The sequence below is a fragment of the Corynebacterium lowii genome, from assembly GCF_001412085.1.
In the GTDB taxonomy this organism is placed as follows: Bacteria; Actinomycetota; Actinomycetes; order Mycobacteriales; family Mycobacteriaceae; genus Corynebacterium; species Corynebacterium lowii.
Map to the genome: position 1 here is coordinate 369,956 of NZ_LKEV01000002.1, position 24,168 is coordinate 394,123.

The 24,168-nt window shown below is 63.7% G+C and carries 24 protein-coding genes and 2 tRNA genes; 11 read left to right on the top strand and 15 right to left on the bottom strand.

Annotated features, from left to right (window positions below):
* The first annotated feature begins 214 nt into the window (after positions 1–214).
* From aceE to Clow_RS05075, 3 genes are all read left to right on the top strand, one after another.
* On the top strand, positions 215–2,953 hold the full coding sequence (gene aceE, locus Clow_RS05065) for a pyruvate dehydrogenase (acetyl-transferring), homodimeric type (RefSeq protein ID WP_055177226.1): 2,739 nt from the start codon (positions 215–217) through the stop codon (positions 2,951–2,953).
* A gap of 100 nt (positions 2,954–3,053) precedes the next feature.
* Positions 3,054–3,356, top strand: coding sequence for an acyl carrier protein (locus Clow_RS05070; protein ID WP_055177228.1), 303 nt, complete (start codon positions 3,054–3,056; stop codon positions 3,354–3,356).
* A gap of 21 nt (positions 3,357–3,377) precedes the next feature.
* Complete coding sequence (locus Clow_RS05075; RefSeq protein ID WP_055177230.1) at positions 3,378–4,208, top strand: HAD-IIA family hydrolase; 831 nt, start codon at positions 3,378–3,380, stop codon at positions 4,206–4,208.
* Here Clow_RS05075 and Clow_RS05080 read toward each other — a convergent pair.
* The 4 genes from Clow_RS05080 to Clow_RS05095 all read right to left on the bottom strand — a co-directional run bounded on the left by Clow_RS05080 (position 4,172) and on the right by Clow_RS05095 (position 7,046).
* Positions 4,172–4,522, bottom strand: coding sequence for a hypothetical protein (locus tag Clow_RS05080; protein WP_055177233.1), 351 nt, complete (start codon positions 4,520–4,522; stop codon positions 4,172–4,174). The genes Clow_RS05075 and Clow_RS05080 overlap by 37 nt on opposite strands.
* 185 nt (positions 4,523–4,707) lie before the next feature.
* Positions 4,708–5,514 (bottom strand): serine hydrolase domain-containing protein, encoded by an 807-nt coding sequence (locus tag Clow_RS05085; RefSeq protein ID WP_055177599.1) that lies wholly within the window; start codon positions 5,512–5,514, stop codon positions 4,708–4,710.
* Between the two features lie 47 nt (positions 5,515–5,561).
* Positions 5,562–6,824 carry an acid phosphatase gene (locus tag Clow_RS05090; protein WP_082418533.1) on the bottom strand — a complete coding sequence of 421 codons (1,263 nt, stop codon included), beginning with the start codon at positions 6,822–6,824 and terminating at the stop codon, positions 5,562–5,564.
* A gap of 146 nt (positions 6,825–6,970) precedes the next feature.
* Positions 6,971–7,046 (bottom strand) — tRNA-Asn (locus Clow_RS05095).
* Between the two features lie 162 nt (positions 7,047–7,208).
* On the opposite strand from Clow_RS05095, the gene Clow_RS05100 reads away from it, so the two are divergent.
* Positions 7,209–7,285 (top strand) — tRNA-Ile (locus Clow_RS05100).
* Between the two features lie 63 nt (positions 7,286–7,348).
* A complete protein-coding gene (locus tag Clow_RS05105; RefSeq protein ID WP_055177236.1) occupies positions 7,349–7,594 on the top strand; it encodes a hypothetical protein in 246 nt (81 codons plus the stop codon).
* Here Clow_RS05105 and dnaG read toward each other — a convergent pair.
* Positions 7,591–9,486: a DNA primase gene (dnaG, locus tag Clow_RS05110; protein WP_055177238.1), complete on the bottom strand. Its 1,896-nt coding sequence runs from the start codon at positions 9,484–9,486 to the stop codon at positions 7,591–7,593. The two genes, Clow_RS05105 and dnaG, sit on opposite strands and share 4 nt — an antisense overlap.
* Positions 9,487–9,582: 96 nt before the next feature.
* Between dnaG and Clow_RS05115 the strand changes: the two genes are divergently transcribed.
* Both Clow_RS05115 and Clow_RS05120 read left to right on the top strand, forming a co-directional pair.
* On the top strand, positions 9,583–10,047 hold the full coding sequence (locus Clow_RS05115) for a guanyl-specific ribonuclease (RefSeq protein ID WP_055177240.1): 465 nt from the start codon (positions 9,583–9,585) through the stop codon (positions 10,045–10,047).
* Positions 10,037–10,279: a hypothetical protein gene (locus tag Clow_RS05120; RefSeq protein ID WP_055177242.1), complete on the top strand. Its 243-nt coding sequence runs from the start codon at positions 10,037–10,039 to the stop codon at positions 10,277–10,279. Before Clow_RS05115 ends, Clow_RS05120 begins: the two co-directional genes overlap by 11 nt.
* A 65-nt stretch (positions 10,280–10,344) precedes the next feature.
* On the opposite strand, the gene Clow_RS05125 is transcribed toward Clow_RS05120, so the two are convergent.
* A complete protein-coding gene (locus Clow_RS05125) occupies positions 10,345–11,640 on the bottom strand; it encodes a deoxyguanosinetriphosphate triphosphohydrolase (RefSeq protein WP_055177245.1) in 1,296 nt (431 codons plus the stop codon).
* 36 nt (positions 11,641–11,676) lie between these two features.
* On the opposite strand from Clow_RS05125, the gene Clow_RS05130 reads away from it, so the two are divergent.
* On the top strand, positions 11,677–13,677 hold the full coding sequence (locus Clow_RS05130; RefSeq protein WP_069724569.1) for a TPM domain-containing protein: 2,001 nt from the start codon (positions 11,677–11,679) through the stop codon (positions 13,675–13,677).
* On the opposite strand, the gene Clow_RS05135 is transcribed toward Clow_RS05130, so the two are convergent.
* From Clow_RS05135 to Clow_RS05145, 3 genes are read right to left on the bottom strand one after another with little or no spacing between them, the layout of a single operon-like run.
* Positions 13,674–14,141, bottom strand: coding sequence for a hypothetical protein (locus Clow_RS05135; RefSeq protein WP_055177248.1), 468 nt, complete (start codon positions 14,139–14,141; stop codon positions 13,674–13,676). The two genes, Clow_RS05130 and Clow_RS05135, sit on opposite strands and share 4 nt — an antisense overlap.
* 7 nt (positions 14,142–14,148) lie before the next feature.
* Positions 14,149–14,661, bottom strand: coding sequence for a hypothetical protein (locus Clow_RS05140; RefSeq protein ID WP_055177251.1), 513 nt, complete (start codon positions 14,659–14,661; stop codon positions 14,149–14,151).
* Between the two features lies 1 nt (position 14,662).
* Positions 14,663–16,048 carry a glycine--tRNA ligase gene (locus Clow_RS05145; protein WP_055177254.1) on the bottom strand — a complete coding sequence of 462 codons (1,386 nt, stop codon included), beginning with the start codon at positions 16,046–16,048 and terminating at the stop codon, positions 14,663–14,665.
* Between the two features lie 364 nt (positions 16,049–16,412).
* Between Clow_RS05145 and Clow_RS05150 the strand changes: the two genes are divergently transcribed.
* The 3 genes from Clow_RS05150 to phoA all read left to right on the top strand — a co-directional run bounded on the left by Clow_RS05150 (position 16,413) and on the right by phoA (position 19,040).
* Positions 16,413–16,781 carry an ArsR/SmtB family transcription factor gene (locus Clow_RS05150; protein WP_055177256.1) on the top strand — a complete coding sequence of 123 codons (369 nt, stop codon included), beginning with the start codon at positions 16,413–16,415 and terminating at the stop codon, positions 16,779–16,781.
* Between the two features lie 88 nt (positions 16,782–16,869).
* On the top strand, positions 16,870–17,364 hold the full coding sequence (locus Clow_RS05155) for a Fur family transcriptional regulator (RefSeq protein WP_055177259.1): 495 nt from the start codon (positions 16,870–16,872) through the stop codon (positions 17,362–17,364).
* A gap of 149 nt (positions 17,365–17,513) precedes the next feature.
* Positions 17,514–19,040 (top strand): alkaline phosphatase, encoded by a 1,527-nt coding sequence (phoA, locus tag Clow_RS05160; protein WP_245625702.1) that lies wholly within the window; start codon positions 17,514–17,516, stop codon positions 19,038–19,040.
* Here phoA and Clow_RS05165 read toward each other — a convergent pair.
* The 6 genes from Clow_RS05165 to pdxY all read right to left on the bottom strand — a co-directional run bounded on the left by Clow_RS05165 (position 19,037) and on the right by pdxY (position 24,147).
* A complete protein-coding gene (locus tag Clow_RS05165; protein WP_055177262.1) occupies positions 19,037–19,606 on the bottom strand; it encodes a maltokinase N-terminal cap-like domain-containing protein in 570 nt (189 codons plus the stop codon). The two genes, phoA and Clow_RS05165, sit on opposite strands and share 4 nt — an antisense overlap.
* 33 nt (positions 19,607–19,639) lie before the next feature.
* Positions 19,640–20,707 carry a VIT1/CCC1 transporter family protein gene (locus Clow_RS05170; protein ID WP_055177264.1) on the bottom strand — a complete coding sequence of 356 codons (1,068 nt, stop codon included), beginning with the start codon at positions 20,705–20,707 and terminating at the stop codon, positions 19,640–19,642.
* A 118-nt stretch (positions 20,708–20,825) separates the two neighbouring features.
* Entirely contained in the window at positions 20,826–21,587 is a 762-nt protein-coding gene (locus tag Clow_RS05175) for an isoprenyl transferase (RefSeq protein ID WP_082418534.1), read from the bottom strand.
* A 9-nt stretch (positions 21,588–21,596) separates the two neighbouring features.
* The gene (gene recO / locus Clow_RS05180) at positions 21,597–22,331 is read right to left on the bottom strand and encodes a DNA repair protein RecO (protein WP_055177266.1); all 735 of its coding nucleotides are present in this window, start codon (positions 22,329–22,331) and stop codon (positions 21,597–21,599) included.
* A gap of 3 nt (positions 22,332–22,334) precedes the next feature.
* Complete coding sequence (gene era / locus Clow_RS05185) at positions 22,335–23,252, bottom strand: GTPase Era (protein ID WP_055177269.1); 918 nt, start codon at positions 23,250–23,252, stop codon at positions 22,335–22,337.
* Positions 23,253–23,298: 46 nt separating this feature from the next.
* The gene (gene pdxY, locus Clow_RS05190) at positions 23,299–24,147 is read right to left on the bottom strand and encodes a pyridoxal kinase PdxY (protein WP_156334653.1); all 849 of its coding nucleotides are present in this window, start codon (positions 24,145–24,147) and stop codon (positions 23,299–23,301) included.
* Between the last annotated feature and the right edge of the window lie 21 nt (positions 24,148–24,168).

Here is a 24,168-nt window from a genome sequence, read left to right on the forward strand (position 1 = left end):
TGTGCGTGGCACGTCCCCGGGCACAATTTTCTCTTTGCAAGCAGGATACAGCCTTCCGCGCATTTTCTCCTTATTTTCAGCCCCGATCCCGGTGTAACGCACACCCCGGCTTATCACTACACTTGGTGAAGGTGCGCGTGGTAGTTCGCATGTGAGGAAAACCCAGGCGCGAACCCCGCCCGTCTATACCTGAACAACCCCAGGAGGTTCACCTATGGCTGAGGGCAATCTCAGCGGCAAGCCCACGGAGGACACCAACTTCGCCCTCATTCGCGATGGCGTAGCGTCCTACCTGAATGACTCTGATCCAGAGGAAACCCGAGAGTGGATGGACTCGCTCGATGGGCTGCTGGATAGCTCTAGCTCCGATCGTGCGCGATACCTCATGCTCCGTCTCTTGGAGCGGGCGTCGGCAAAGCGCGTTCAGCTCCCCCCGCTCCTGTCCACGGACTTCGTGAACACCATCCCCACCTCCTCCGAGCCAGAGTTCCCCGGCGATGAGGAGATTGAGAAGCGCTACCGCCGCTGGATTCGCTGGAACGCCGCCATCATGGTGCACCGCGCCCAGCGCCCCGGCATCGGCGTGGGCGGGCACATTTCCACCTACGCGGGTGCCGCCCCGCTCTACGAGGTGGGCTTCAACCACTTCTTCCGCGGCAAGGATCACCCCGGCGGCGGCGATCAGGTGTTCTTCCAGGGCCACGCCTCCCCCGGCATGTACGCCCGCGCCTTCATGGAGGGTCGCCTCACCGAGGATGACCTCGACGGCTTCCGCCAGGAAGTCTCCCGCGAGCAGGGCGGCCTGCCCAGCTACCCGCACCCGCACGGGATGAAGGACTTTTGGGAGTTCCCCACCGTCTCGATGGGCCTGGGCCCGATGGACGCGATCTACCAGGCACGCTTCAACCGCTACCTGCACAATCGCGGCATCAAGGACACCTCCGACCAGCACGTGTGGGCCTTCCTGGGCGATGGCGAGATGGACGAGCCGGAGTCCCGCGGTCTGCTCCAGCAGGCGGCGCTGAACAACCTGGATAACCTCACCTTCGTGGTGAACTGCAACTTGCAGCGCCTGGATGGCCCGGTACGCGGCAATACGCAGATCATTCAGGAGCTGGAATCCTTCTTCCGCGGTGCCGGCTGGTCCGTCATCAAGGTCGTGTGGGGCCGCGAGTGGGATGCGCTGCTGGAAAAGGACAAGGACGGCGCGCTCGTGGAGATCATGAACAACACGCCGGACGGTGATTACCAGACCTTCAAGGCTAACGACGGCGCGTACGTGCGCGAGCACTTCTTTGGCCGCGATCCGCGCACCGCCAAGCTGGTGGAGGACATGACGGACGACGAGATCTGGGCACTGCGCCGCGGCGGTCACGATTACCGTAAGATCTACGCCGCCTACAAGCGCGCCCTGGAGACCAAGGATCGCCCCACCGTGATCCTGGCGCACACCATTAAGGGCTACGGCCTGGGCCATAACTTCGAGGGCCGCAACGCCACCCACCAGATGAAGAAGCTCACGCTGGAAGATCTCAAGCTCTTCCGCGATAAGCAGGGTATTCCCATCTCTGATGAGGAATTGGAGAAGGACCCCTACCTGCCCCCGTACTTCCACCCCGGCGAGGATTCCCCGGAGATCAAGTACATGAAGGAACGCCGCCGCGAACTCGGCGGTTACCTGCCGGAGCGCCGCGAGAACTACGAGCCGGTTGAGGTTCCGAGCATCGACAAGCTGCGCTCCGTGCGCAAGGGTTCCGGCAAGCAGACCGTGGCCACCACGATGGCCATTGTGCGTACCTTCAAGGAACTCATGCGCGATAAGGGATTGAAGGACCGCCTGGTGCCCATCATCCCCGATGAGGCCCGCACCTTCGGCATGGACTCCTGGTTCCCCACCATGAAGATCTACAACCCGCATGGCCAGAACTACGTACCGGTGGACCACGATCTCATGCTCTCCTACCGCGAGGCTACCGACGGCCACATCCTCCACGAGGGCATTAACGAAGCCGGTTCGATGGCCTCCTTCATCGCCGCCGGTACCAGCTACGCCACCCAGGGCGTAGCCATGATTCCGCTGTACATCTTCTACTCGATGTTCGGCTTCCAGCGCACGGGTGATTCCATCTGGGCGGCCGCCGACCAGATGGCCCGCGGCTTCCTGCTGGGCGCCACCGCCGGGCGCACCACGCTCACCGGCGAGGGCTTGCAGCACATGGACGGCCACTCGCAGATCATCGCCTCCACCAACCCCGGCGTGGTGAGCTACGATCCCGCCTTTGCCTACGAGGTGGCCCACCTGGTACGCGAGGGTATTGATCGCATGTACGGACCCGACCGTGGCGAGGACGTGATCTACTACCTCACCATCTACAACGAGCCCATCTCCCAGCCCGCCGAGCCGGAGGATCTGGACGTCGAAGGCCTACACAAGGGCATCTACCTCTATGATCGCGGCTCTCAGGGCAGCCACGAGGCCTCCATCTTGGCCTCCGGCATCGGCATGCAGGCCGCCCTGCGCGCCCAGGAGATTCTGGCCGAGGATTACGACGTGCGTGCCTCGATCTTCTCCGTGACCTCCTGGGTGGAACTGGCCCGCGAGGGCGCCAAGCTCAACAAGGAGGCCCTGCGCCACCCCGGCAAGGAACTCCCCGAGCCCTTTGCCACCACGCAGCTCAAGAAGGCTGCGGGACCGTACGTGGCGGTCTCCGACTATGCCTCGGACCTTCAGGAGCAGATTCGCGCCTACGTGCCCGGCGAGTACATCGTGCTGGGTGCCGATGGCTTCGGCTTCTCTGATACCCGCCCGGCCGCCCGCCGTCACTTCAACATCGACGCGGAATCCGTGGCCGTGGCGGTGCTGATCGGCCTGGCCCGCGAGGGCAAGATTGATATGCAGGTGGCTGCCGACGCCGCCGAGCGTTTCCACTTGGACGATCCCACCAAGGCCTAAACGCCGCTCTCCGATAACCGGGTGCTGCCTCTCCCAGCGAGGGGCAGCACCCGGTTTTTCTTATGCCGCTACAATCGCCCCCAGGATTCAAGGAGGAAGCATGGGCAATCTGGCCGATCAGCTGGCCGCCAAGTTTGCGGTATCAGAGGAGAAAGAACAAGAGCAACCGGAGGGCACCCTGGCCCGGCTGGCCCTCATCATCGCGGACGTCACCGGGATTGAGGCCCAGGAGATCACCGCTGGGACCCCCCTGCGCGAGGGGCTTGGCACCACCTCCCTTGACCTCGTGACCATTACCGTGCGCACCGAGGAAACCTTCGGAGTGCCCCTGGAGAGCCGCACCGTGGCCGATTTTGACACCGTGGGGGACGTGGTGGAGTTCCTGGATAACACCTCGGCCTAAAAAGAGAGCACAATAGGGGGTATGACTGCCCAGATTTCCTACCTCTCTGACATGGACGGCGTGCTCATCAAAGAGGGCGAGATGATCCCCGGCGCGGATCGCTTCCTCCACGCCCTCTACGAGAACGACATTAACTTCATGGTTCTCACCAACAACTCCATCCATACCCCCCGCGATCTCTCCGCTCGGCTGCGCAGCACCGGGCTGGATATTCCCGCAGAGAGGATCTGGACCTCCGCCTCCGCCACGGCACACTTCCTCAAGAGCCAGGAGGAGGAAGGCACCGCCTACGTGATCGGGGAATCCGGGCTCACCACCGGCCTGCACGAGGCCGGGTGGATTCTCACCGACACCGATCCCGAGTTCGTGGTGCTGGGAGAAACCCGCACCTATTCCTTCGAGGCGATCACCACCGCCATCAACCTCATCCTGGGCGGGGCGCGCTTCATCTGCACCAACCCGGACGTCACCGGGCCTGCTCCTCAGGGTTTGCTGCCCGCTACCGGCTCCGTGGCCGCGCTGATTACCGCCGCCACGGGTCAGGAGCCCTACTACGTGGGCAAGCCCAATCCCGTGATGATGCGCTCGGCGCTGAATACCATCGGCGCGCACTCGGAGCGCACCGTGATGATCGGTGACCGCATGGATACCGATATGAAGTCCGGCCTAGAGGCCGGTATGCGCACCATCTTGGTGCGCTCGGGTATCTCGGATAACGCAGAGATTAACCGCTACCCCTACCGCCCCACCCGCGTGGTGGACTCGGTGGCCGACCTCGTGGATTCCTGGGCCGATCCCTTTGGGGACGGCAGCTTTTATGACTCCGCGGAGACCTCCTCCACCGAGGCATAAAAGCCCTCCTCCTGCGCCAGGCCGCTTAGCGCCCGATGCAGGCGGGAGAACTCCGCAGGCGTGGCCGTGAGAATCTCGCGGCAGCGCACGGTGGCGCGGCCATCGCGCTCCCAGCGGGTACACCAGTGGGCGTAGAGGGGGTCTACGCCCGGCAGCGCGGCGGTGGGTTCGCTGCCCAGGTATCGCACCATCAGTGCTTCTACCTCGGCCCGCAGGCGTTTAGGTAGGCCCTCAACGCGCAGCACGCCGTACCGCACCTCCGTGGAATCTCCGGCCGAGGAATCCACGGGTTTATCGAGCAAAAGAGTGGTCATGTGTGGTGTTCCTTCGGCATAGCAAACGCCGCGACTATAAGCGGCGGCGTAAGACGAGTTTCGTCTTCCCCAACGATCTCGCGTGCGCCTCGTACCACGTACATGCGAGTTTCCCCTTTATAAACAGCACCAGGCAACCCTCAAGTGGTGCTTTATCCCCCGATTATTCAAGTTCTAGTTCAGGCTTAAGACAATGCCGCCCATATCCGCTCATTCGTTTCTGCCCAGAGCGGCTGCGCCCAGGGGCCGAACTTCCTATCCGTGAGCAGCACCATCGCCTTAGCGCTGCCCGGCTCTACCCACAGATAGGTGCCCGCCATGCCAAAGTGGCCCACCGTGCGCGCGGGCATATTCTCACCCATCCAGTGCTGGCTCTTTTCCCCGTGAATCTCAAAGCCCAACCCCCAGGGGCAGGGCTTATACATTCCATAGCCCGGCACGATTCCGCGCAATTCCGAGAATTGCACCGAGAAAGCCTCCCGCAGGGTTTGTTCGCTCAATAAGCGCGGGGCGAGCAATTCTTGGGCAAAGAGCACCAAGTCTCCCAACGTGGATACCGCGCCGTGTCCCGCCGAACCCTCCAAGGCGGTGGAGTGCATGCCTAGCGGCTCACACACCCCCTCGCGCAGGTACTCCCGGAAGGGAATCTCGGTGCGTTCCGTCAGGGCGTCGGCAAGCCATTCATAGCCCGCTGAGGAGTAGATGCGGCGCTCCCCCGGTGCTTTGAGGACCTCCCGGGTATCAAAGGCCACCCCGGAGGCGTGAGCGAGCAGGTGACGCACCGTGGAGCCCGCGGGGCCGCAAGGGTCGTCGAGTTCCAGCGCCCCCTCTTCTACCGCCAGGAGCACCGCGTAGGCGGAAATCAGCTTGGTCACGCTGGCAAGCTCGAAAGGCCGCTCCCGATCCCCCACCGCGGCCTCGCCCGCGGGCGAGAGCACGGCCGCTGCCACGTGCTCGGCGGGCCAGCGCTGGATTGCCTGTAATTCCTCCATGAGGGCGGGGTTATTCATGCCCTCATGCTACCCGGCCTCACACAGGCTCAGCCCAGGGAAACATTGCCATCGGGGCCGACCACGGGCTGCGCATTCCACGCCGCTACCAGGTTCAGGCGCTGCCAGGAGCCCTCCGCCTTATCCAGCGGATAGCCGGAATCCTGGGCCGTGAGTGCGAGCACCTGGGCGCGCTGCTCCCAGCTCAGTTCCGGGAAGCGCGCCTCCAACAGCACCGGGGCCGCCTGGGGCACCACCATCGGCTGCCCCGGCGCGCCCACCTGCTCAAAGCCGTAGTTCATGCGCTCGCTAAAGATCTCCTGAGCGCCCTGCGTGCTCAGGTATTGCTCCCCGCGCTGTGCACATTCGGAAAGGGCGGCTCCGCAGCGCCATTCCAGTTCCGCGCGCAACTCCGCGCCGGCCTCCTGGATTAGCGCCTTGAACTCGGGATCGTTGAGGCGATCGGCGGCGGCCGCCATGCCCGTCATGCGCCCGCCGATCACGTCCAGCGGGTAGTGCACCCCCATCACCAGGCGGTTATAACCCACCTCGGAGCCGCGCGCGAGCATCTGCACACCCAGTTCCGGCAGCAGCGCGGCCATCACCGCGGATTTCCAGGTGGCCATGTTCGTGTGCCCCGAGGGGAAGGAGGGGGTGGTGGAGTATTCATCGTCGGCGCCCTCGCGGTGGTAGCGAGTGATGCGCTCCGGGGCCACCACGAAGGGGCGATCATAGTCGAACCAGTACTTCTCCGCGAAGGTGGAGGAGGCCACCCCGCCACCGCGCGCCAGGCTCCCGGAAAGCAGCTGCGTGGTCTTGGGCAGGCGATGCTCGGCCACGGCCTCGCGGAAGGCCTGGGCCAGTTCCGTTCCCCAGGCATCGGCCATCGTGAGCATCACGTCATCGTGGTCATCGGCCAGGGCGCGCTCCACCTGGGCAGGGCTGGCGGCGTTATTGATCGCCACCACCTGATCCAGGTTCTGCTCCATCACCTCGGGGTGCTCGCGCTCCAACTGGCTAAAGGCATCCACCACCGGGAAGTAAAACACCCCGTGGGAGGAAATATCGGACTGGTACCACCGCGCAATCTGCTCCGGCCCAAAGGCCTGCGGGGTGGGCGCGCCCTCGTGAGCCACCGGCGCGGGCAGCAACACCGGGTTCTCCGGCAGGTGCTCCGCCACGCTTGCCGACGCCCCGGAGGACAGCTCCTGCGGCCCCTGCTGCGCGAGCGCGGGGGTGCTCGCCCCCGCACCGATACCCAGCGCTACCACCAGGCTAGAGGCCACCACGGCCCGGCTGATTCCCTGCTTCATCTTCTACTCTCTCCCTCATCACCGTTTATCTGGGATAAAGATGCCCCATGCGGGTAAACGCACAGTTACGTCCGTGTAAACGCTACGGCAATTTTAGGGAGAGGGAATAGCAAAAACCCGCTCAATTTTCTTGAGCGGGTTTAAAGTGGCTCCTCCAACTGGGCTCGAACCAGTGACCCTTCGATTAACAGTCGAATGCTCTGCCAACTGAGCTATGGAGGAATATGTCGTGCGGGTTACCCCTGCGGCAACGAGAAGTTACTATAGCGCTCATGGAAAAGAAGGGGCAAATCTGCTGGTCAGCGCATTTATCCCCACCCATCTTTGGCCGCCGCTATGCGCTGTATATACTGATACCGCTGCGGCACACAGTGCGGCGGCGGAGGGGCTATAGCTCAGTCGGTTAGAGCTACGGACTCATAATCCGCAGGTCCCGGGTTCGAGCCCCGGTGGCCCCACCACATCTGCCTGTAGGATGTATCAAAATGTGGCTCTCGCAAGCTCAGTTAGGATATTGATACTCCATGATCCAGCTCGTTATCGGCGCCGCCGCCGGATACGTCTTTGGCACCAAGGCCGGCCGCAAGCGCTACGAACAAATCAAGAAGGGCTACCAGGCCGCCGTTAACTCCCCGGTGACGCAAAATGCCGTCAAGGCCGGGCGCAAGGCCCTGGCCGATCGGCTCGATCCGCAGCCCCGCATGAAGGAGGTAAAAAACCTCCGCAAGGATGATTCCGGCCCCACCGTCCTGGAACCGGACGAGGATTAACCCCGCAGCGCTCTATCTTGAAGGTCGCGCCGCGCCTTTTCCAAAGCCACCAAATCCTCAAAAAGCGAGTTATACGTCACCTCATCATCGGAGGGGCGCATCCTTTGCAACTGCCCCTTGAGCTCCGCGATCTGGTTGCCCACCTGCACCTCCTGGATCCGTGAGAGCACCGAATCCGCATACTTGCTCATCTGTTCTTCTTCTACCCGCACTTCCTCCACTGCCAGCTCGGAAACCAGAGAGCGGCCGGTGAGGTCGGCCATGTGGTCCGCCACGCGCGCGATCCACTCCGCACCCGTTGGGGCGGCGGCGCAGCCCCCGGCGTCGGCAATAGCGGTGCGCACCGCCCGATAAGCCTGGTGGGTATAGGCATCCTTGCCCATGCCATCGAAGTAACTGCCCGTGAGCTCCGGGTATTGCAGCGCCAACTTGAGCGATTCCCGCTCCGGCCACAGCGTGGGATTGCGGGGATTGGGCATGGCCAAGGCGGAGGCCTGCGGCACGGGTTCGCTCGCGGCGGCGTCGAAACGCCGGGCGCGGCGCGGCTGCTCCTTCTTAGGCCGCGCGGCCTCCTGGCGCACCTGACGCAGCACCTCGTTGGGGTCAGACCAGCCAATCCAGCCCGCCAACATGCGGGAATACTCGGTTTGCAGCACCCGATCCTTGATTCCCGCCACCACGGGGACGGTGCGGCGCAAGGCCTGCAAGCGGCCCTCCACCGTGTCCAGGGAGTACTGAGCGAGCATGGAACGCACCACGAACTCGAACATCGGCACCCGGTTAGCCACCAGATCGCGCACGGCGGCGTCGCCCTTATCCAGGCGAAGATCGCAAGGGTCCATGCCCTCGGGGGCCACGGAGACGAAGGACTGCCCGGTGAACTTCTGATTGCCCTCAAAGGCGCGCAGAGCGGCCTTCTGCCCGGCCTCATCCCCATCGAAGGTGTAGATCAACTCCCCGCGGAAGTAATGATCGTCCAGCATGAGGCGGCGCAGTGTTTGCAGGTGCTCATCGCCAAAGGCCGTGCCACAGGCGGCCACGGCGGTGGTCACCCCGGCGGCGTGCATAGCCATGACGTCGGTATAGCCCTCCACCACCACCGCCTGATGGCCGGAGGCGATGTGCTTTTTAGCCTGGTCGAGCCCAAAGAGCACCTTGGATTTGTGGTACAGCAGGGTTTCTTGGGTATTCATGTATTTACCCAATTTGTCATCGTCAAAGAGCTTGCGCGCCCCAAAACCAATGACGTCGCCGGACATATTCTTAATGGGCCACAGCAGGCGCCTGTGGAACTGATCTATCGGCCCGCGCCTGCCCATCTTGGAAATACCCGCGGCCTCTAGCTCCTTGAAGCTAAAACCCTTGCTCAACAGGTGCTTGGTGGTGGTATCCCACCCCTCCGGGGCATAACCGCACTCGAAGGTATAGATGTGCTCCTGAGAAAAACCGCGATCCAGCAGGAATTGCCGCGCGGTAGCGGCCTGCTCCGTTTCTAATTGCTCCCGATAAAACTGGTGTGCCGCCTTATTGGCTGCGATCAAGCGCTGCCGGGTGCCCGGCTCCTCGCGGCGGCCAGGCCCGCCACCCTGGTAATTGATCTGGTAGCCGATCTTTTCCGCACATAATTCCACGGCCTCGGGGAAGGTGATGTGCTCCATCTCCATGAGGAAGGAGTAGACGTCACCGCCCTTGCCGGTGGAAAAACAGTGATAATAGCCGCGGTTGGGGCGCACGTGGAAGGAAGGGGTCTTTTCATCCTTAAACGGGGAAAGCCCCTTGAGCGAATCCGATCCACCCGGTTTAAGCTGCACGTACTCCCCCACGATCTCCTCGATGGGCGTGCGCTCGCGGATTGCCTGAACATCGCTATCCGGTATGCGTCCCTTTGCCATGCCTCCAACTTACCGGCGCGGTCAAACGGCGCGGGTCCGTAGTACTGCCCGCTCCCGCATAACCCCGCGTAACACCGCCGTGTCACAATAGAAGCCATGAGCCCTCAACCACGTACCCGGCTGCGCACAGCCCTTGCCTCGCTGGGCGGCATAGCGGTGGCGGCCACCGCCGCCTGGTTCGGCCTGGACCTGGGGGATTCTTCCAGCACCGAGGCTTCCTCCTCTAGCAGCACCAGCAGCCAGAGCGATACCAGCGCCCTCGGCGATACCTGCCCCCTGGCCGACCTCCCCGAAGAGGCCGATGACCTCGTGGAAACCATCAAGGCGGGCGGCCCCTTTGACTACCCCGATAATGACGGCGTGCGCTTTGGCAACTACGAGGGCCTGCTCCCCCAGCAAGATCGCAACTATTACCGCGAATACACCGTGGAGACCCCCGGCCTTTCCCATCGCGGGGCGCGGCGCATCATCACGGGCGGTTCCCAATCCACCGACCCCGAGGTGTGGTACTACACCTCGGATCACTACGAATCCTTCTGCGAAATACCCGATGCCGAATAACCCCCTCCTGCTCACTGGCCCCCTGACCTCCCGCCAGGACCTCTACGCCGCGCTGGCCTGCTGCCTGTGCAGCGATAACCGCCCCGCGCCCAAGAATCTCGACGCGATGGCGGACCTCCTGCGCGAGGCGCAGGTGCGCACCATTATCTGTGCGCAGTGGGAACTTCCGCCTCCCGATGACCGTGCCGTGCGCGCCGTATTCCACGACCTCGGCATTGCGTTCCAGCGCTAGGCGCCAGCCCCTCCGCCCTCCGCCTGGCCCCGGCTAACCCTGCCTAGCCCTGACTCCGCCCCTGCTCAGCCCCAGAAGTCCGCCAGGCTCGCCGCCCGGCGCGCCAGGCGCTCCAAGCGCGATTCCGTCATGGAGGCAATCTGATCCACCACCACCCGCTGCCGGGCGGCGTCGCTTTCCGCCTCCTGCCACCACTGGCGGAACATGGGGTCAAGAGCCCCTGGCGCTCCCGCGCAGAGGTAATCGAATACTCGGTAGATACGATCGCGCTGTTGATCCTGGCGCACCAGGTGGCGGTGTTCGTCCATCACGTAGAGCACCGCGATGGTTTTGAGGAGCTTCACCTCCGCTCGGGCTTGATCGGGAACCGCGAGGTTGCCCTGGGTGCGCCCCAACCAGCCGGAACCTCCCGGATTGGCGGCCAGGGTGGCGTCGATAGTAGCGGAGACGTAGCGCCCCACGAGCTCACTGGTGAGTTTCTTGAGCGTGGCGTGGGCGCGCAGGCTCGCGTTGAACTCCACGCAGGCGGATACCAGGGGAAGTTGGCGCAGACCATCAGCGGCCTCCACCAGTTCCTCCTGGGTTCCACCAAAAGCACGGGCGCCCTTTTCCGCCAGTTTGGCCAGCTCCACGAAGTCCCAGAGCACCCCCAGGGAGATGCGCCCGGAGACGATGCCGTCCTCCACGTCATGCACGGAATAGGCCACGTCATCGGCCCAATCCATCACCTGAGCCTCCATCGCCGGGGTTTCATCCTCGTGGCCCCGGCGCACCCATTCCAGTACCGCGGCGTCCTCGTCGTAGCAGCCGTATTTTTTGTTCTTCTCACCATCCGCGCGGGTGCGCAAGCGCGGGTACTTGCAGGTGGCGTCGAGAGCCGCGCGGGTGAGGTTGAGGCCGTAACTTCTCCCCTGTTCATCGAGCACCTTGGGTTCCAGGCGCGTGAGAATCCGCAGCGTTTGCGCATTGCCCTCGAAACCGCCGCAATCCTGGGCCACGTCGTTGAGCGCCCGCTCTCCGTTGTGCCCGTAGGGCGGGTGCCCAATATCGTGCGTGAGTCCCGCCAACTCCGCCAGGTGCGGATCGAGCCCCAGGCCCGTGCCCATGCCCCGGGCGATCTGCGCCACCTCTAGGGAATGGGTCAGGCGGGTACGCGGGGTATCGCCATCGCGGGGGCGCACCACCTGGGTTTTATCGGCTAATCTGCGCAGCGCCGCGGAATGGAGCACCCGGTCCCGGTCGCGGGAGAAGGCACTGCGTTGCTCCTGGGTGGTTCCGCCCAGGGTGCTGCCCTTGGCGTGCTCTGCTAATCGACGTCGCGTGTCCTCGGCGGTATACGAGTGCGTGTTCCTCGTGCTCATCGCTCCTATTCTAGGCAGTTGAGTATCCTGGCCCCCATGAACGTTATGCCCTCCCTCAAACGATCCCTCGCCGCAGCGGCGGCCTGCACCATCGCGCTCAGCCCCGCCGCTATGGCTTTGGCCCAGGACAACGCGGATACGCAGGTGCTCGCCGCCGCCCCGGTGGCCTTCGGGGAGGCGATCTATGACGAATCGGGGGTGCTGAGCGACGCCCAGGTTACCGAGCTAGAGCAGGCGGTGGCCCAGTTTCAAAAGGCCCATCAGCGCAACCTCAAGATCGCCTTTGTGGGGAGTTGGGATGGGTTAAGCAATGAGCAGTGGGCGAAACAAAGCCTTAATGCCAATGGCGGGGGCAATCTCGCCTTATTGGCTGTCAATACCACCGATGAACAATACATAGTGGCAAGCGGGCAAACCTGGTCTACCTCGGAGACCCGCGCGCTAGAAAACGCAGTACAGTCCTCGCTCAGTAATAAAGATTGGTACGGCGCCGCCACCGCCTTCATCGACACCGCTAATTCCAGCGGCCAGGTATCCAGCAACTCTATGGTTTGGCTGGGTGCCGGGGCCGTCGCTGTGGCCGGAGCCGGAGGTGGCATTTGGTACACCAGCCGCAAACGCCGCAAGAAGGAAGATCGCGCGGTAGTAGAAAGCGCCCGGCGCATTGACCCCTCCGATACCACCTCGCTGGCCCAGCTCCCCATCCCCGCCCTGGGTCAGGTGGCCGACGATTACTTCGTGGCCACCGATGAATCCATCCGCCGGGGCGAGGAAGAACTGGCCGTGGCTACCGCCGAGTTCGGCTCCGCGCGCACCCGCCCCTTCCGCCGCGCATTGGATAAAGCCCAGACTGCCATCAAGCGGGCCTACGATATTCACGATCAGCTCAACGACGCCATTCCCGAGACCAACGAGGAAAAGCGCGCGCTGCTCACCGAGGTTATTACCTCCTGTTCCACGGCCCAGCAGGCCTTGGACGAGCAGGCCAAGGACTTTGCCGAAATGCGCTCCTTGCTCCTCAACGCGGATGCCAAGATCGCTGAGATCACCCAACGCACCGTGGATATTCGCGCCCGCCTGCCCAAGGTGGAAGGCATCCTCGATAACTTGCGCAAGCGCTACCCCGAGGCCACCGTGGCCTCCGTGCAGGACAACCCGGAATTGGCCGCCGCCAGCCTCGACGCCGCCGAGAACTCCCTGAGTGCCGCGCGCGGGTTGGCTCAAAAGCCCGCTGGTCAGCAGGGCGGCCTGGTGATGGTGCTGCGCGAGGCCGAGCATGCCGTGGAGGTGGCCGACCGCATGCTCACCGGCGTGGAGCACGCCGATGAGAATATCGCCACCGCTCGTGCCTCCCTGCGCTCCCTCATCGAGGAGGTGGAAGAGGAGATCACCGAGGCCGAGGAATTGCGCGCCCGCGGCACCGCCAATGGGGCACAGGCCGATTGGACGAGCCTGGAAGCCACCGTGGAGGAGGCCCGCCGCCTGGTAGATGAGGCCAGGAACAAGGGCGAGGAGGACCCCCTGGGGGCCTATACGGAGCTCAATGACCTCGACGCCCGCCTGGATGAGCAGCTCGATAGCCTCCGCGAGACCACCTCCACTCAGGATCGCCTGGTGCGCCTGTATCGGCAGCACAGCGATGCCTCCCGCACCGCGATCCAGAGCGCGGAGGACCTCATCGCCTCGCGCGGGCGGCTGGTGGGTACCCAGGCCCGCACCTATCTCTCCGAAGCCAAGCAATTAGCGCAGCGCGCCCAGGAAACGCAGGAGAGCAATCTGCGCCAGGCCATCGAGCAGGCGCGTCAGGCCACCCAGCGCGCCCAATCCGCCATGAAGGCCGCACAGAGCGATATTGATGAGCACTATCGACGCCAACGCCGCCAGGATTTCAGCTCCGGTGCGGGTAGCCTGCTCACGGGCATGGTGATCGGCAATATCCTCAGCGGCGGCCACGGCCACGGCGGGGGCTTTGGGGGCGGTTTCGACGGCGGTGGAGACTTTGGCGGCGGGGATGACTTCTTTGGCGGTAGCTTCTAACCCCGGCTAAGCCGGGGGCGCCGCACCGGGGAATCCACCAGCACGCACCCCCAGGACATAAACACCACGTCGAGGGGGATCAAGGCGGAGGCGGCTCCGCTGGCCTCCTCAATCTCCACCCTTCCACTAATCAGCGGGCGCACCACGGCTAAGGCGCTCCCCTCGCGGTTAATCACCCGTTGCTTACGCCAGGGGCTGGTGCGCACCAGCTCGTATTCGCGTTCCATGCACCGCGCGTGAAGGTGCTGCACCGTCAATCCCGTCTGCGCGATGGTGAACACTCCCCCGGTCATAGAGGTGGCTCGGGCGCGAAAGCGCGGGCCCTCGGCGGCGTGCTCGATGAGCAGGCGCTCCTCCCCGTAGTGCAGCACATCGGAACGCACGGAGGCGATGGAAACCCCGTTGGCGTCGATAAGCTCATTGCCTTCCCACGCCCATATCCCGTTGCCTTCGCGCTCTGCCATGATGCTCCTATAACAACACCGTGAGGATCGCAATGAGGGTGGCGGCCAGGAGCGTAACGATGAGCACCGTGGTGGAGGCGTTTAAGCGGGCTTCCAGAATCAGGCGGACAAACCAACTCAGCGCCACCACCTCGGCGGTGCTGAACTGAGCGTCTTCTTCTAATTCCAGCACGCAGCGGCGCACGCCGTTATTCCCACCGGAAAACTGCGCCACCTTGGTACCTTGAGCGTCCTCCACCACCCAATCGTTGCGATTCTCGTTGACCAGATTCACAGCACGCCCAGCGAGGCTCACCTCGATATTCTTGGCACGCGCGAGGTTCCCGGTGGCGGTGAACACGCGGCCGTCGTCCGTAGTGGCGGTGGCCGCTTTCTTGGTGGTGCTGAGAATCCAGGAATGACCGCCCACGCTGGCGCGCTCCACGCCAAAGGTGCCCAGTTCCTCCGGGCCGTCCTCCACCAGGAGCGGAGTGGACTTACCGCGCGCTCCCCAGGAGGTGTAGTGGGCCTGGTATGCCATCTCAGCACCCCAGCAAGCGCTGCGCCAAGTAGGCCTCAAGATCGGCAATCTTCACGCGCTCCTGTTCCATCGTGTCGCGCTCGCGCACCGTCACGGCCTCGTCCTCCAGGGTGTCGAAGTCCACGGTCACGCAGAAGGGGGTGCCGATCTCGTCCTGGCGCCGGTAGCGGCGGCCGATGGCACCGGAGGTGTCGTAGTCCACGTTCCAGTAGGCGCGCAGCTTATCGGCCAGTTCCTTGGCCTTGCCCGCCAGCGGCTCCTTCTTGGATAACGGCAGCACGGCCACCTTCACCGGGGAAAGGCGGTAATCCAGCTTGAGCACCACGCGCTTATCCACCCCACCCTTGGCGTTCGGGGCCTCATCCTCGGTATAGGCGTCCACCAGGAAGGCCATCATGGAGCGGCCCAGGCCCGCGGCGGGTTCGATGCAGTAGGGAATCCAGCGCTCGTCGGCCTCCTGGTCATAGAAGCTCAGATCCTCACCGGAGCTCTCCGCATGCACGCGGAGGTCATAATCGGTGCGGTTGGCCACGCCCTCCAACTCGCCCCACTTGGAGCCGGCAAAACCAAAGGCGTACTCCACGTCCACGGTGCGCTTGGAATAGTGCGAGAGCTTTTCCTGCGGGTGCTCGTAGAGGCGCAGGTTCTCCGGCTTGATGCCCAGGTCCACGTACCACTGGTAGCGATCGTCAATCCAGTACTGGTGCCACTGCTCGTCCTCGCCGGGCTTGACGAAGAACTCCATCTCCATCTGCTCGAACTCGCGGGTGCGGAAGATGAAGTTACCGGGGGTGATCTCGTTGCGGAAGGACTTGCCGATGTTCGCAATGCCGAACGGGGGCTTCATGCGCGCGGAGTTCATCACGTTCTTGAAGTTAATGAAGATACCCTGGGCGGTCTCCGGGCGCAGGTAGTGCATGCCCTCCTCATCGTCCACCGGGCCAAGGAAGGTCTTGAGCAAGCCGGAAAAGGCCTTGGGCTCGGTCCAGTTGCCGGGCTGGCCGGTCTCGGGATCGTTGATGTCCGCCAGGCCATTTGCCGGAGGATGACCGTGCTTTTCCTCGTAGGCTTCCAGGAGGTGATCGGCACGGTAGCGCTTGTGGGTGTACAGGGATTCCACCAGCGGATCGGTGAATACCTCCACGTGCCCGGAGGCCACCCACACCTGACGCGGCTGAATCACCGAGGTATCCACGCCCACCACATCGGCGCGCGAGGTGACCATGTGGCGCCACCACTGCTTCTTGATGTTCTCCTTGAGCTCCACGCCCAGGGGGCCGTAATCCCATGCCGAGCGGGTACCGCCATAGATTTCACCCGCCGGGTAGACCAGACCACGCCGCTTACAAAGGTTCACCACGGTATCAATGACGGACTGCTGCGCCATAAGGGAACACGCCTCCTAGATGCTTAATCGCTGATTCACCCTGACGCGCCATCCGCGCCCGGCAAAGGAATGGCGGGCATTTGGCTTAGGTTGCCCGTCACCCCACGCCGCTGGGGAAGATTCCCCGCCATTCTAACCGCTCTCGCCCCGGCTTCTCGCGTCGCCCGCCCCGGAAGTGGTTTTCTCCTTCCGAGCCTCTTCCGAACCACTGCCGAGCCCCTATCAAGATTGAAAATATTTACGGTGTTTTCCTGAGAATGTGACTAGACTCATCCGGGAAAATGCTCCCTGTGCTGCAAACCACGTGCATTTGGTCTATCATTTTTGACTATCACTTGCTGGACGATTTATAGGCGAGAATCTCATGCCAGAACACACCGATGCCTCATCCGCGCTTCACGCCCATAACCGGGCCGCAAGCACGGTACTCGGCGCTCTCGGCTCGGAAATCCGCATCAGTATCCTCGCCCTCCTCATAGAACGCGAATATCTCGTCAGCGAGCTCGTCACGCAGCTACACCGCCCCCAGCCCCTCATCAGCCAACACCTCCGCGTGCTCAAAAACGCCGGCATTGTGGTTTCCCACCCCCAGGGCCGCAGCCGCTGCTACCGCTTGAGAACCCCCGAGCTGAGCGATCTTTTCCGCGAGATCATCTCCCTGGCCGCCACCGCTCACCAATACCTCCCCCCGGCCACTTCTGCGCACACGGCCACCCAATCCGACGTCGATTAGCACAACCGGAAAAGCCCCAGCGCACCGCCGAGCCAAGCGAGGCTGTAGTACGCTGCCCAACAGACCCCAGGGGAAGGAGCAACGGAAAGTGAATAAGAAAACCACTGCACGTACCCCGCAGCTCGGCGCTCGAAATACCAAGCAGCGCGCCGCCGTGGTAGAGGCACTCGTCTCCCTCAATAATTTTGCCTCGGCCAAAACCATCCATCACGAACTCACCGAGCGCGGCACTCCCGTGGGGCTTTCCACGGTGTACCGCACCCTGCAATCCCTCGCTGATATTCACGCGGTGGATGTGCTCAGCGTCGCCGGGGGCGAAAGCCTGTACCGCCACTGCCTCAGCGAGGATCACCACCATCACCTAGTGTGCACCCAGTGCGGCTCCACCAAGGAAATAGACGGCGGCCCGGTGGAGCGGTGGGCTCAGGAGGTGGCCACGCACTACGGCTTTGCCCTGACCGGCCACGACGCCGAGATTTATGGGCTGTGCCCCGCCTGCCAGGCCAAGCAAGAAAGCCCGATCCAAGGTAGCCCCGACGCAGCGGACGCGGCAAATACAACAGGCACAGACGGCACGAACTAAGCTCAGGCTAAGGCGCGTAACCTTCCGTTCATCTACTTTTTACCTCAAAGGATACCGCCATCCACATGCCGTTTACAGAAACCACATACCTTTTCCAGTGAGCAATGCTCGTTTTGTCCTTCGGTTCATCACTACCTGGAAGAGTAGTTATGTCTTATTCCCTTCGTTCCTCCCTGCGTCGCTCTGTTCTCCCCGCAGCAGCCGTCATGACGAGCCTCGTTCTCGTTACCTCTTGCTCTAGCTCCGAGAACACCGATCAGCAGGCCGAGGCCTCGGCTCCGCAGACGAGCACCAGCCAGATCGCCCAGGTTTCCAAGGCGGAATCCACCCCCCGCGAGGCGAACGGCAATCTTTCCGAACACGGCGGAGCCCGCCGCACTGAGGGCGATCAATCCCAGGCCCTCCAAGAGGCCATCAGCCAGACCGGCGCCAAGAACGTCATCCTGCTCATCGGTGACGGCATGGGCGATTCCGAGATTACCGCCGCCCGCGACTACGCCGAGGGGGCCGGCGGCTCCTTCAAGGGCCTCGACGCCCTGCCCGTGACCGGCCAGTACACCCACTACTCGCTGTACAAGGATGGCAAGCCGAACTACGTCACCGACTCCGCCGCCTCCGGCTCCGCCTGGGCCACCGGAACCAAGACCTACAACGGCGCCATCTCCGTAGACATCGAGGGCAAGGACCAGGAAAGCCTGCTAGAGCGCGCCAAGAAGGCGGGCCTGGCCACCGGCAACGTCTCCACCGCCGAGCTCCAGGACGCTACCCCCGCCGTGCAGGCCGCCCACGTGACCCACCGCAAGTGTTACAGCCCGGATTCCACCTCCGAGAAGTGCCCGGATAACGCCCTGGAAAACGGTGGCCGCGGCTCCATCTCCGAGCAGATCCTCGATACCCGCGCGGATGTGACCCTGGGCGGTGGCTCCGAGAGCTTTGAGGAAAAGGCCAAGGCCGGCGAGTACAAGGACAAGACCCTGCTGGAGCAGGCCCGCGAGCGCGGCTACCAGCTGCCCACCAATGCCGAGGAACTGAGCAAGATCACCGAGGCCAACCAGGATAAGCCGGTGCTGGGCCTCTTCTCCGAGGGCAACATGCCGGTGCGTTGGGAGGGCCCCAAGGCCGCCAAGGGTGGCTACAAGGAGGAGGCCGCCACCTGCACCGATAACCCCGAGCGCACCGCTGAGGTGCCGCTGCTGGCCGATATGACGCAGAAGGCCATCGACCTGCTCAAGGATAAGGAAGAGGGCTTCTTCCTCCAGGTGGAGGGCGCCTCCATCGACAAGCAGGATCACAAGGCCAACCCCTGTGGGCAGATCGGTGAGACCGTGGACCTCGACGAGGCCGTGCAGAAGGCCCTGGAGTTTGCCAAGCAGGACGGTGAAACCCTCGTGGTGGTCACCGCCGATCACGCCCACACCAGCCAGATCGTGCCCACCATCGTGGACGAGGAAGATGACGTGGAAGGCCTCTACCCCGGCTTGACCCGCAAGCTCATCACCCGCGAGGGCTCCGAGCTGACCATGAGCTACGCCACCAATGAGGACGCGGAGGAATCCCAGGAGCACACCGGTACCCAGTTGCGCATCGCCGCTTATGGCCCGAACTCGGCTAATGTGGCCGGCCTGACCGATCAGACCGACCTCTTCTTCACCATCAACGACGCGCTCGGCCTCTAACCGGCCTGAGACGCCAGCACCGCGCGGTATCGCTGCGGTTCCTCGCCCCAGGTGCCCATCAGGGTTCCTGGGGCGTCGTCGTTGCGCTGATCGTCCAGCACCACCAACACCTCGGCCCCTTCACCGGGGATAACGCGGAACTCCACCTGCGGGGGCTGCACCTCGCCGGTGCTCAGATCGCGTTTCGACGCCGCCGTGCCTCCTTCGCGCACCACCGCGTTCAGGGCATCGCGGAAGGCCGGATCGCGGCGGGCGTCGTAAATATAGCGGGTGCCCAGCACGGAATGGGCCATCTCGCCCAGCGTGGGAACATCTGCGGGTAGCGGCTCGGGGCGGTAGGTCAGCGGCACCTGGAAGAGGCGTTCGCCCACGCTCACTATGGTTACCTCCATGCCCACCTGGCCCTCGGGATCGATCAAACGCCAGGCGGCCTGCTGGGTGTGGGCCTCGCCCTCCCTCAGCAATCCCTCACTCAGCAGGAAGCGGCGTTGAAACTCTGGCTTGCCGGGTTCCAGCGTGGCATCGCTATAAACTTCCGCAACGTATGTGTTCTGATTCTCAGCCATGCACCCCAGAATGCCACAACGCAGCGAACGCTATCAGCCCACAACCTGCCCGAAGAGCGAGCCCAGCAGGTAGGTCACCGCCGTGGCCCCCATGCCCACCAGCCATTGGCGCAGCGCCCTGGCCAGCGGCGGCTTTCCAGAAAGAATCCCCGTGAGTGCCCCGGTGCAGAGCAGCGCCACGGAAACCATCGCTATGGCCAGGATTCCGCCCAGCATGGTGGAGGCACCAAAGAGGAAGGGCAACACCGGAATGAGCGCCCCGGTGCCAAAGCAGAGGAAACTCGATAGCGCGGCGGACCACGCGCCGTCCTTGGTGCTTTCCTGCTCCTCGATGGCCTCGGAATTATGTGAGTTCATGTGAGCAAAGGCCTCGCGGGCGCGGCGCTCGGCCTCCTCCTCGTCATAGCCGCGGGCGCGGAATACCAGGGCAAGTTCGTTGGCGTTCACGTCCAGGTCCGGCAGCAAGGTGGCGGTATCGTCCTGGGGAGTGGAGGCCTCCAAGAGCTCCGATTGGGACTTCACCGAGATATACTCCCCCGCCGCCATCGAAAGCGCCCCGGAGAGCAGGCCGGAAATACCCGTGAGCAGGATGATCGAGGAGGATACCCCCGAACCCATCACGCCGATCACCAGCGCAAGGTTGGATACCAGGCCGTCGTTAGCCCCGAATACCGCCGCGCGGAAATCGCCGGACATTCGCTCCCTGCTGCGCGCGGCCAGCCCCTTGACCACCTCGGAGTGCACGCGCTCGTCAGCGGCAATCTGATCGGGGGCGTCCTCATCGCTGTTATAGGGGTTGCGCACCTCCGCGCTCTGCATCATCGCCAGCACAAAGACGGAGCCGAAGCGCTGCGCCAGCCACCCCGTGAAGCGGGTGCGCAGGCCGGGACGCTGCGGCATGCCCACCTCATCACCGAGTTTTTTGCGCCAGTATTCCTCATGGCGGGATTCGGCCTCGGCTAGTTTCAGCAGAATATCGCGTTCCTCGCCCGTTTTTTTGCGCGCCAGCTCGCGGTACACCGCCGCCTCGGCGCGTTCATCCGCAAGGTACTGCCGCCAGCGCTGAATCTGCTTGCGGGTGGGGGGAGATGAGGTATTCACGCGTTTTCTTCCGTGTGATGGGCAAAATCCCTCATCATGCTACGCCGCCTGGTGCGCCAGGGGAAGGGCTCGGGTAAGGCTTCAGAGGGCAGAGCTACAGGGGCAGACCCAGGGGCGGTTATGTTTCCTGCGTTTCCTGCGCCCCGCCAAAGCGACGGTCTCGCCGCGCATACTCCTCCACGGCGGTAAAGAGATCCTGGGCACCGAAATCGGGGAAGAGTTTATCCTGGTAAATCATCTCCGCGTAGGCCGATTCCCAGAGCAAAAAGTTCGAGGTGCGCTTCTCCCCCGAGGGGCGCAGGAAGAGGTCTACGTCCGGCATCTGCGGATCGTAGAGCCACTGCTGAAAGTTCTTTTCCGTAATCTGTTCCGGGCGCAGCCTTCCCGCAGCGACCTCGCGGGCGATGTGGCGGGTGGCGTCGATAATCTCGGCGCGGCCACCGTAATTCACGCACATCACCAGGGTCATGCGGGTGTTGTTCCGGGTCAGTTCCTCGGCGGTTTCTAACTCCCTAATCACCGAGCGCCACAGGCGGGGCCGCCTGCCCGCCCACACCACGCGCACGCCCTTTTCGTGCAGAATATCGCGCTCGCGGCGCAGCACATCGCGGGAAAAGCCCATGAGAAAGCGCACCTCCTCCGCGCTGCGCCGCCAATTCTCCGTGGAAAAGGCATAAGCAGAAAGGTACGGCACGCCCATCGCCAGGCAGGCATCCACGGATTCCATGAGCACGGCCTCGCCACGCCGGTGGCCCTCGGTGCGCTTCATGCCGCGCTGCTGGGCCCAACGGCCATTGCCGTCCATCACCAAGGCGATGTGCCGGGGCATGAACTCCGCGGGAATCTGCGGGGGCTTAAGGTGCTGTTGCTCAGAGGTCACCCAGCTATTCTACGCGGAAGAAACCAGGGTGCCGATCCGCTGCTCCACGTGGTGTTGCAGGTGCAGGCTGGTGAGCCGGTGCACCTGATCTGCGAGGTCGTGCTTTTCCACGATCTCCTGGGCGGCCTCGCGGTGGCCGTGTTCCAGCAGCCACATGGCGTGCAGCGTCTCCGGGGGAACGTCCGACGATCCCGGCGGGCGGCAGCGCACGCACACCGCCCCGCCCGCAACCGGGTGAAAGGCGTGATGGGGCCCGGAATCCCCGCACTGCGCGCAGGCAAAGAGGCTGGGAGCCCAGCCCGCGTGTCCCATCGCGCGCAGCAAGAAGGCATCGAGGCACAGCTCCGGGTGTTCTTCCTTTTGCATGGCGGCCAGGGTGTTCACCACGGCGTCGAAAAGAAAGGGGTCCTCCCCCGTTTCCGCCGTGCACAGCCGCTCGGCGCAGTCCACCACCGCGCAGGCGGCGGTGTAACGGGAGTAGTCCTCAATAATCCCGGAGGCATAGTAGGCCACGGTATCGGCGCCGGTGAGCGTGGCGAGATTGCGGCCGGGATAGAGGTGCACGTCTAAGTCCACGAAGAGCTGCACCCGCGAACCAAAGCGGGACTTAGCGCGGCGCACCCCCTTAGCCACCGCGCGCACCAATCCGTGCCCCCGGGTGAGCAGCACGACGATGCGGTCGGCCTCCCCGAAGTCATAGGTCCGCACCACCACGGCGCGATCGCGGTAACTAGGCCTGCGCACGGCTTAAAAGCCCAACCGGCCCAGGGCCTTGGGATCGGATTGCCAGTTCTTCAACACCTTAATGCGCAGATCGAGGTAGATATTCTGGCCCAGCAATTCCATGATCTCGCGGCGGGAATTGTGAATAATGCGCCCCATGCGCCGCCCCTTGTAGCCCATGATGATGTCCTTTTGCCCAGGGCGCTCCACGTACACGATGGCGTGCACGTCGAGGACGCCCTCGCGCTCCTCGTTGGGCAGAATCTCATCGACCTCCACGGCCACGGAGTGCGGGAGTTCATCCTTGAGGCCGGAAAGCGCTGCCTCGCGGATGAGCTCGGCAATGCGGGTATCGCGGTCATCGTCGGTCACGTGATCGTCGGGGTAAAGTTTAGGCCCCTCGGGGAGATAGGTGGTGACCACCTTGGTGAGCACGTCTAGTTGCAGGCCATCGGCGGCGGAAACCGGCACCACGTCGGAATCGGGGCCCAGCAGTTCGTGAAGGGCCAGCAACTGCGCACCCACCTGGTCCTTGGAGGCGGCGTCGATCTTGGTCACCACTCCCACGATCGGGGTGCGCGGGGCCACGGCACGCACATTCTCCAAGATCCAGCGGTCGCCGGGGCCGATCTTCTCGTTGGCGGGAATGGTCAGCGCGATGACATCCACGTCCGCGTAGGTATCCTTCACCGCCGCGTTAAGGCGCTCGCCCAGCAGGGTGCGGGGCCGGTGCAGCCCAGGGGTATCCACCACCACGATTTGGGCGTCCTCGCGGTGCACGATTCCGCGGATGGGATGGCGGGTGGTCTCGGGTTGATCGGCGGTAATGGCGATCTTCTGCCCCACCAGGGCATTGGTCAGCGTGGATTTGCCCGTATTTGGGCGGCCCACAAAACTCAAAAACCCGGAACGAAAGCCCTCGGGCGTCTCTGCAAAGCTCACCTATCTCCTTAGATATGTCTCACGTACTGCCACATAATATAGGCCGCTACAGCGCGCGCACCTCGAACTGACACTGCGGCGGCGCATAGTAATCCTGCGCCGCCACCAGTTCCAGCTCCGGGCTCTCGGCCTCATACGTCACCCGCAGCAGATCGAAAACGCTCGACGCCGTGCGCGCTAGCGCCTCGGCGGCATCTCCCGACGCCCCGTAATGGCCAGTAAAGAGCGCCGCGGCGACGTCGCCGGAGCCATTGCGTTTGAAGGGTAGGTGCGGGGTTTGCACCAGCCAGGCGCCCTGGTCGTTGGCGGCCAGCATCTCGATGGTGCCCTCGGGGCGGTCGGGACGCTCCACGGAGGTCACCAACACCGTGTTCGGTCCCATCGCGCGCGCCGCCTCCACGGCTTTCAAGGTGGATTCGAGGTCGTGGGCGGGCAGGCCGGTGAGGTAACCCAGCTCAAACTGATTGGGGGTAATAATGTCGGCCGCCGGTACCACGAGGTCGCGCAGCAGCGGCGGAATGGCATCGTCCACGTGGCAGCCGGATTTAGCGTTGCCCATCACTGGATCGCAGGCATACAGTGCCTTGGGGTTAGCCTCCTTGACCTTGGCCACCGCGTCCACGATCACCTGGGCAATATCCGGGCCACCCTGATAACCGGAGAGCACGGCGTCCACCGTGCCGAGCGCACCTCGCTCCCCGATACCCTCGATCACCTCGGCTACCTGAGCAGCCGGAATCACCGGGCCGCGCCAGGCACCGTAGCCGGTGTGGTTGGAGAAGTTCACGGTGTACACCGGCCACACCTCGTGGCCCAAGCGTTGAAGGGGAAACACCGCCGCGGAGTTACCCACGTGCCCGTAGGCCACGGCGGATTGAATGGAGAGGATATTCATTCCCCTATGGTGCGCCATGAC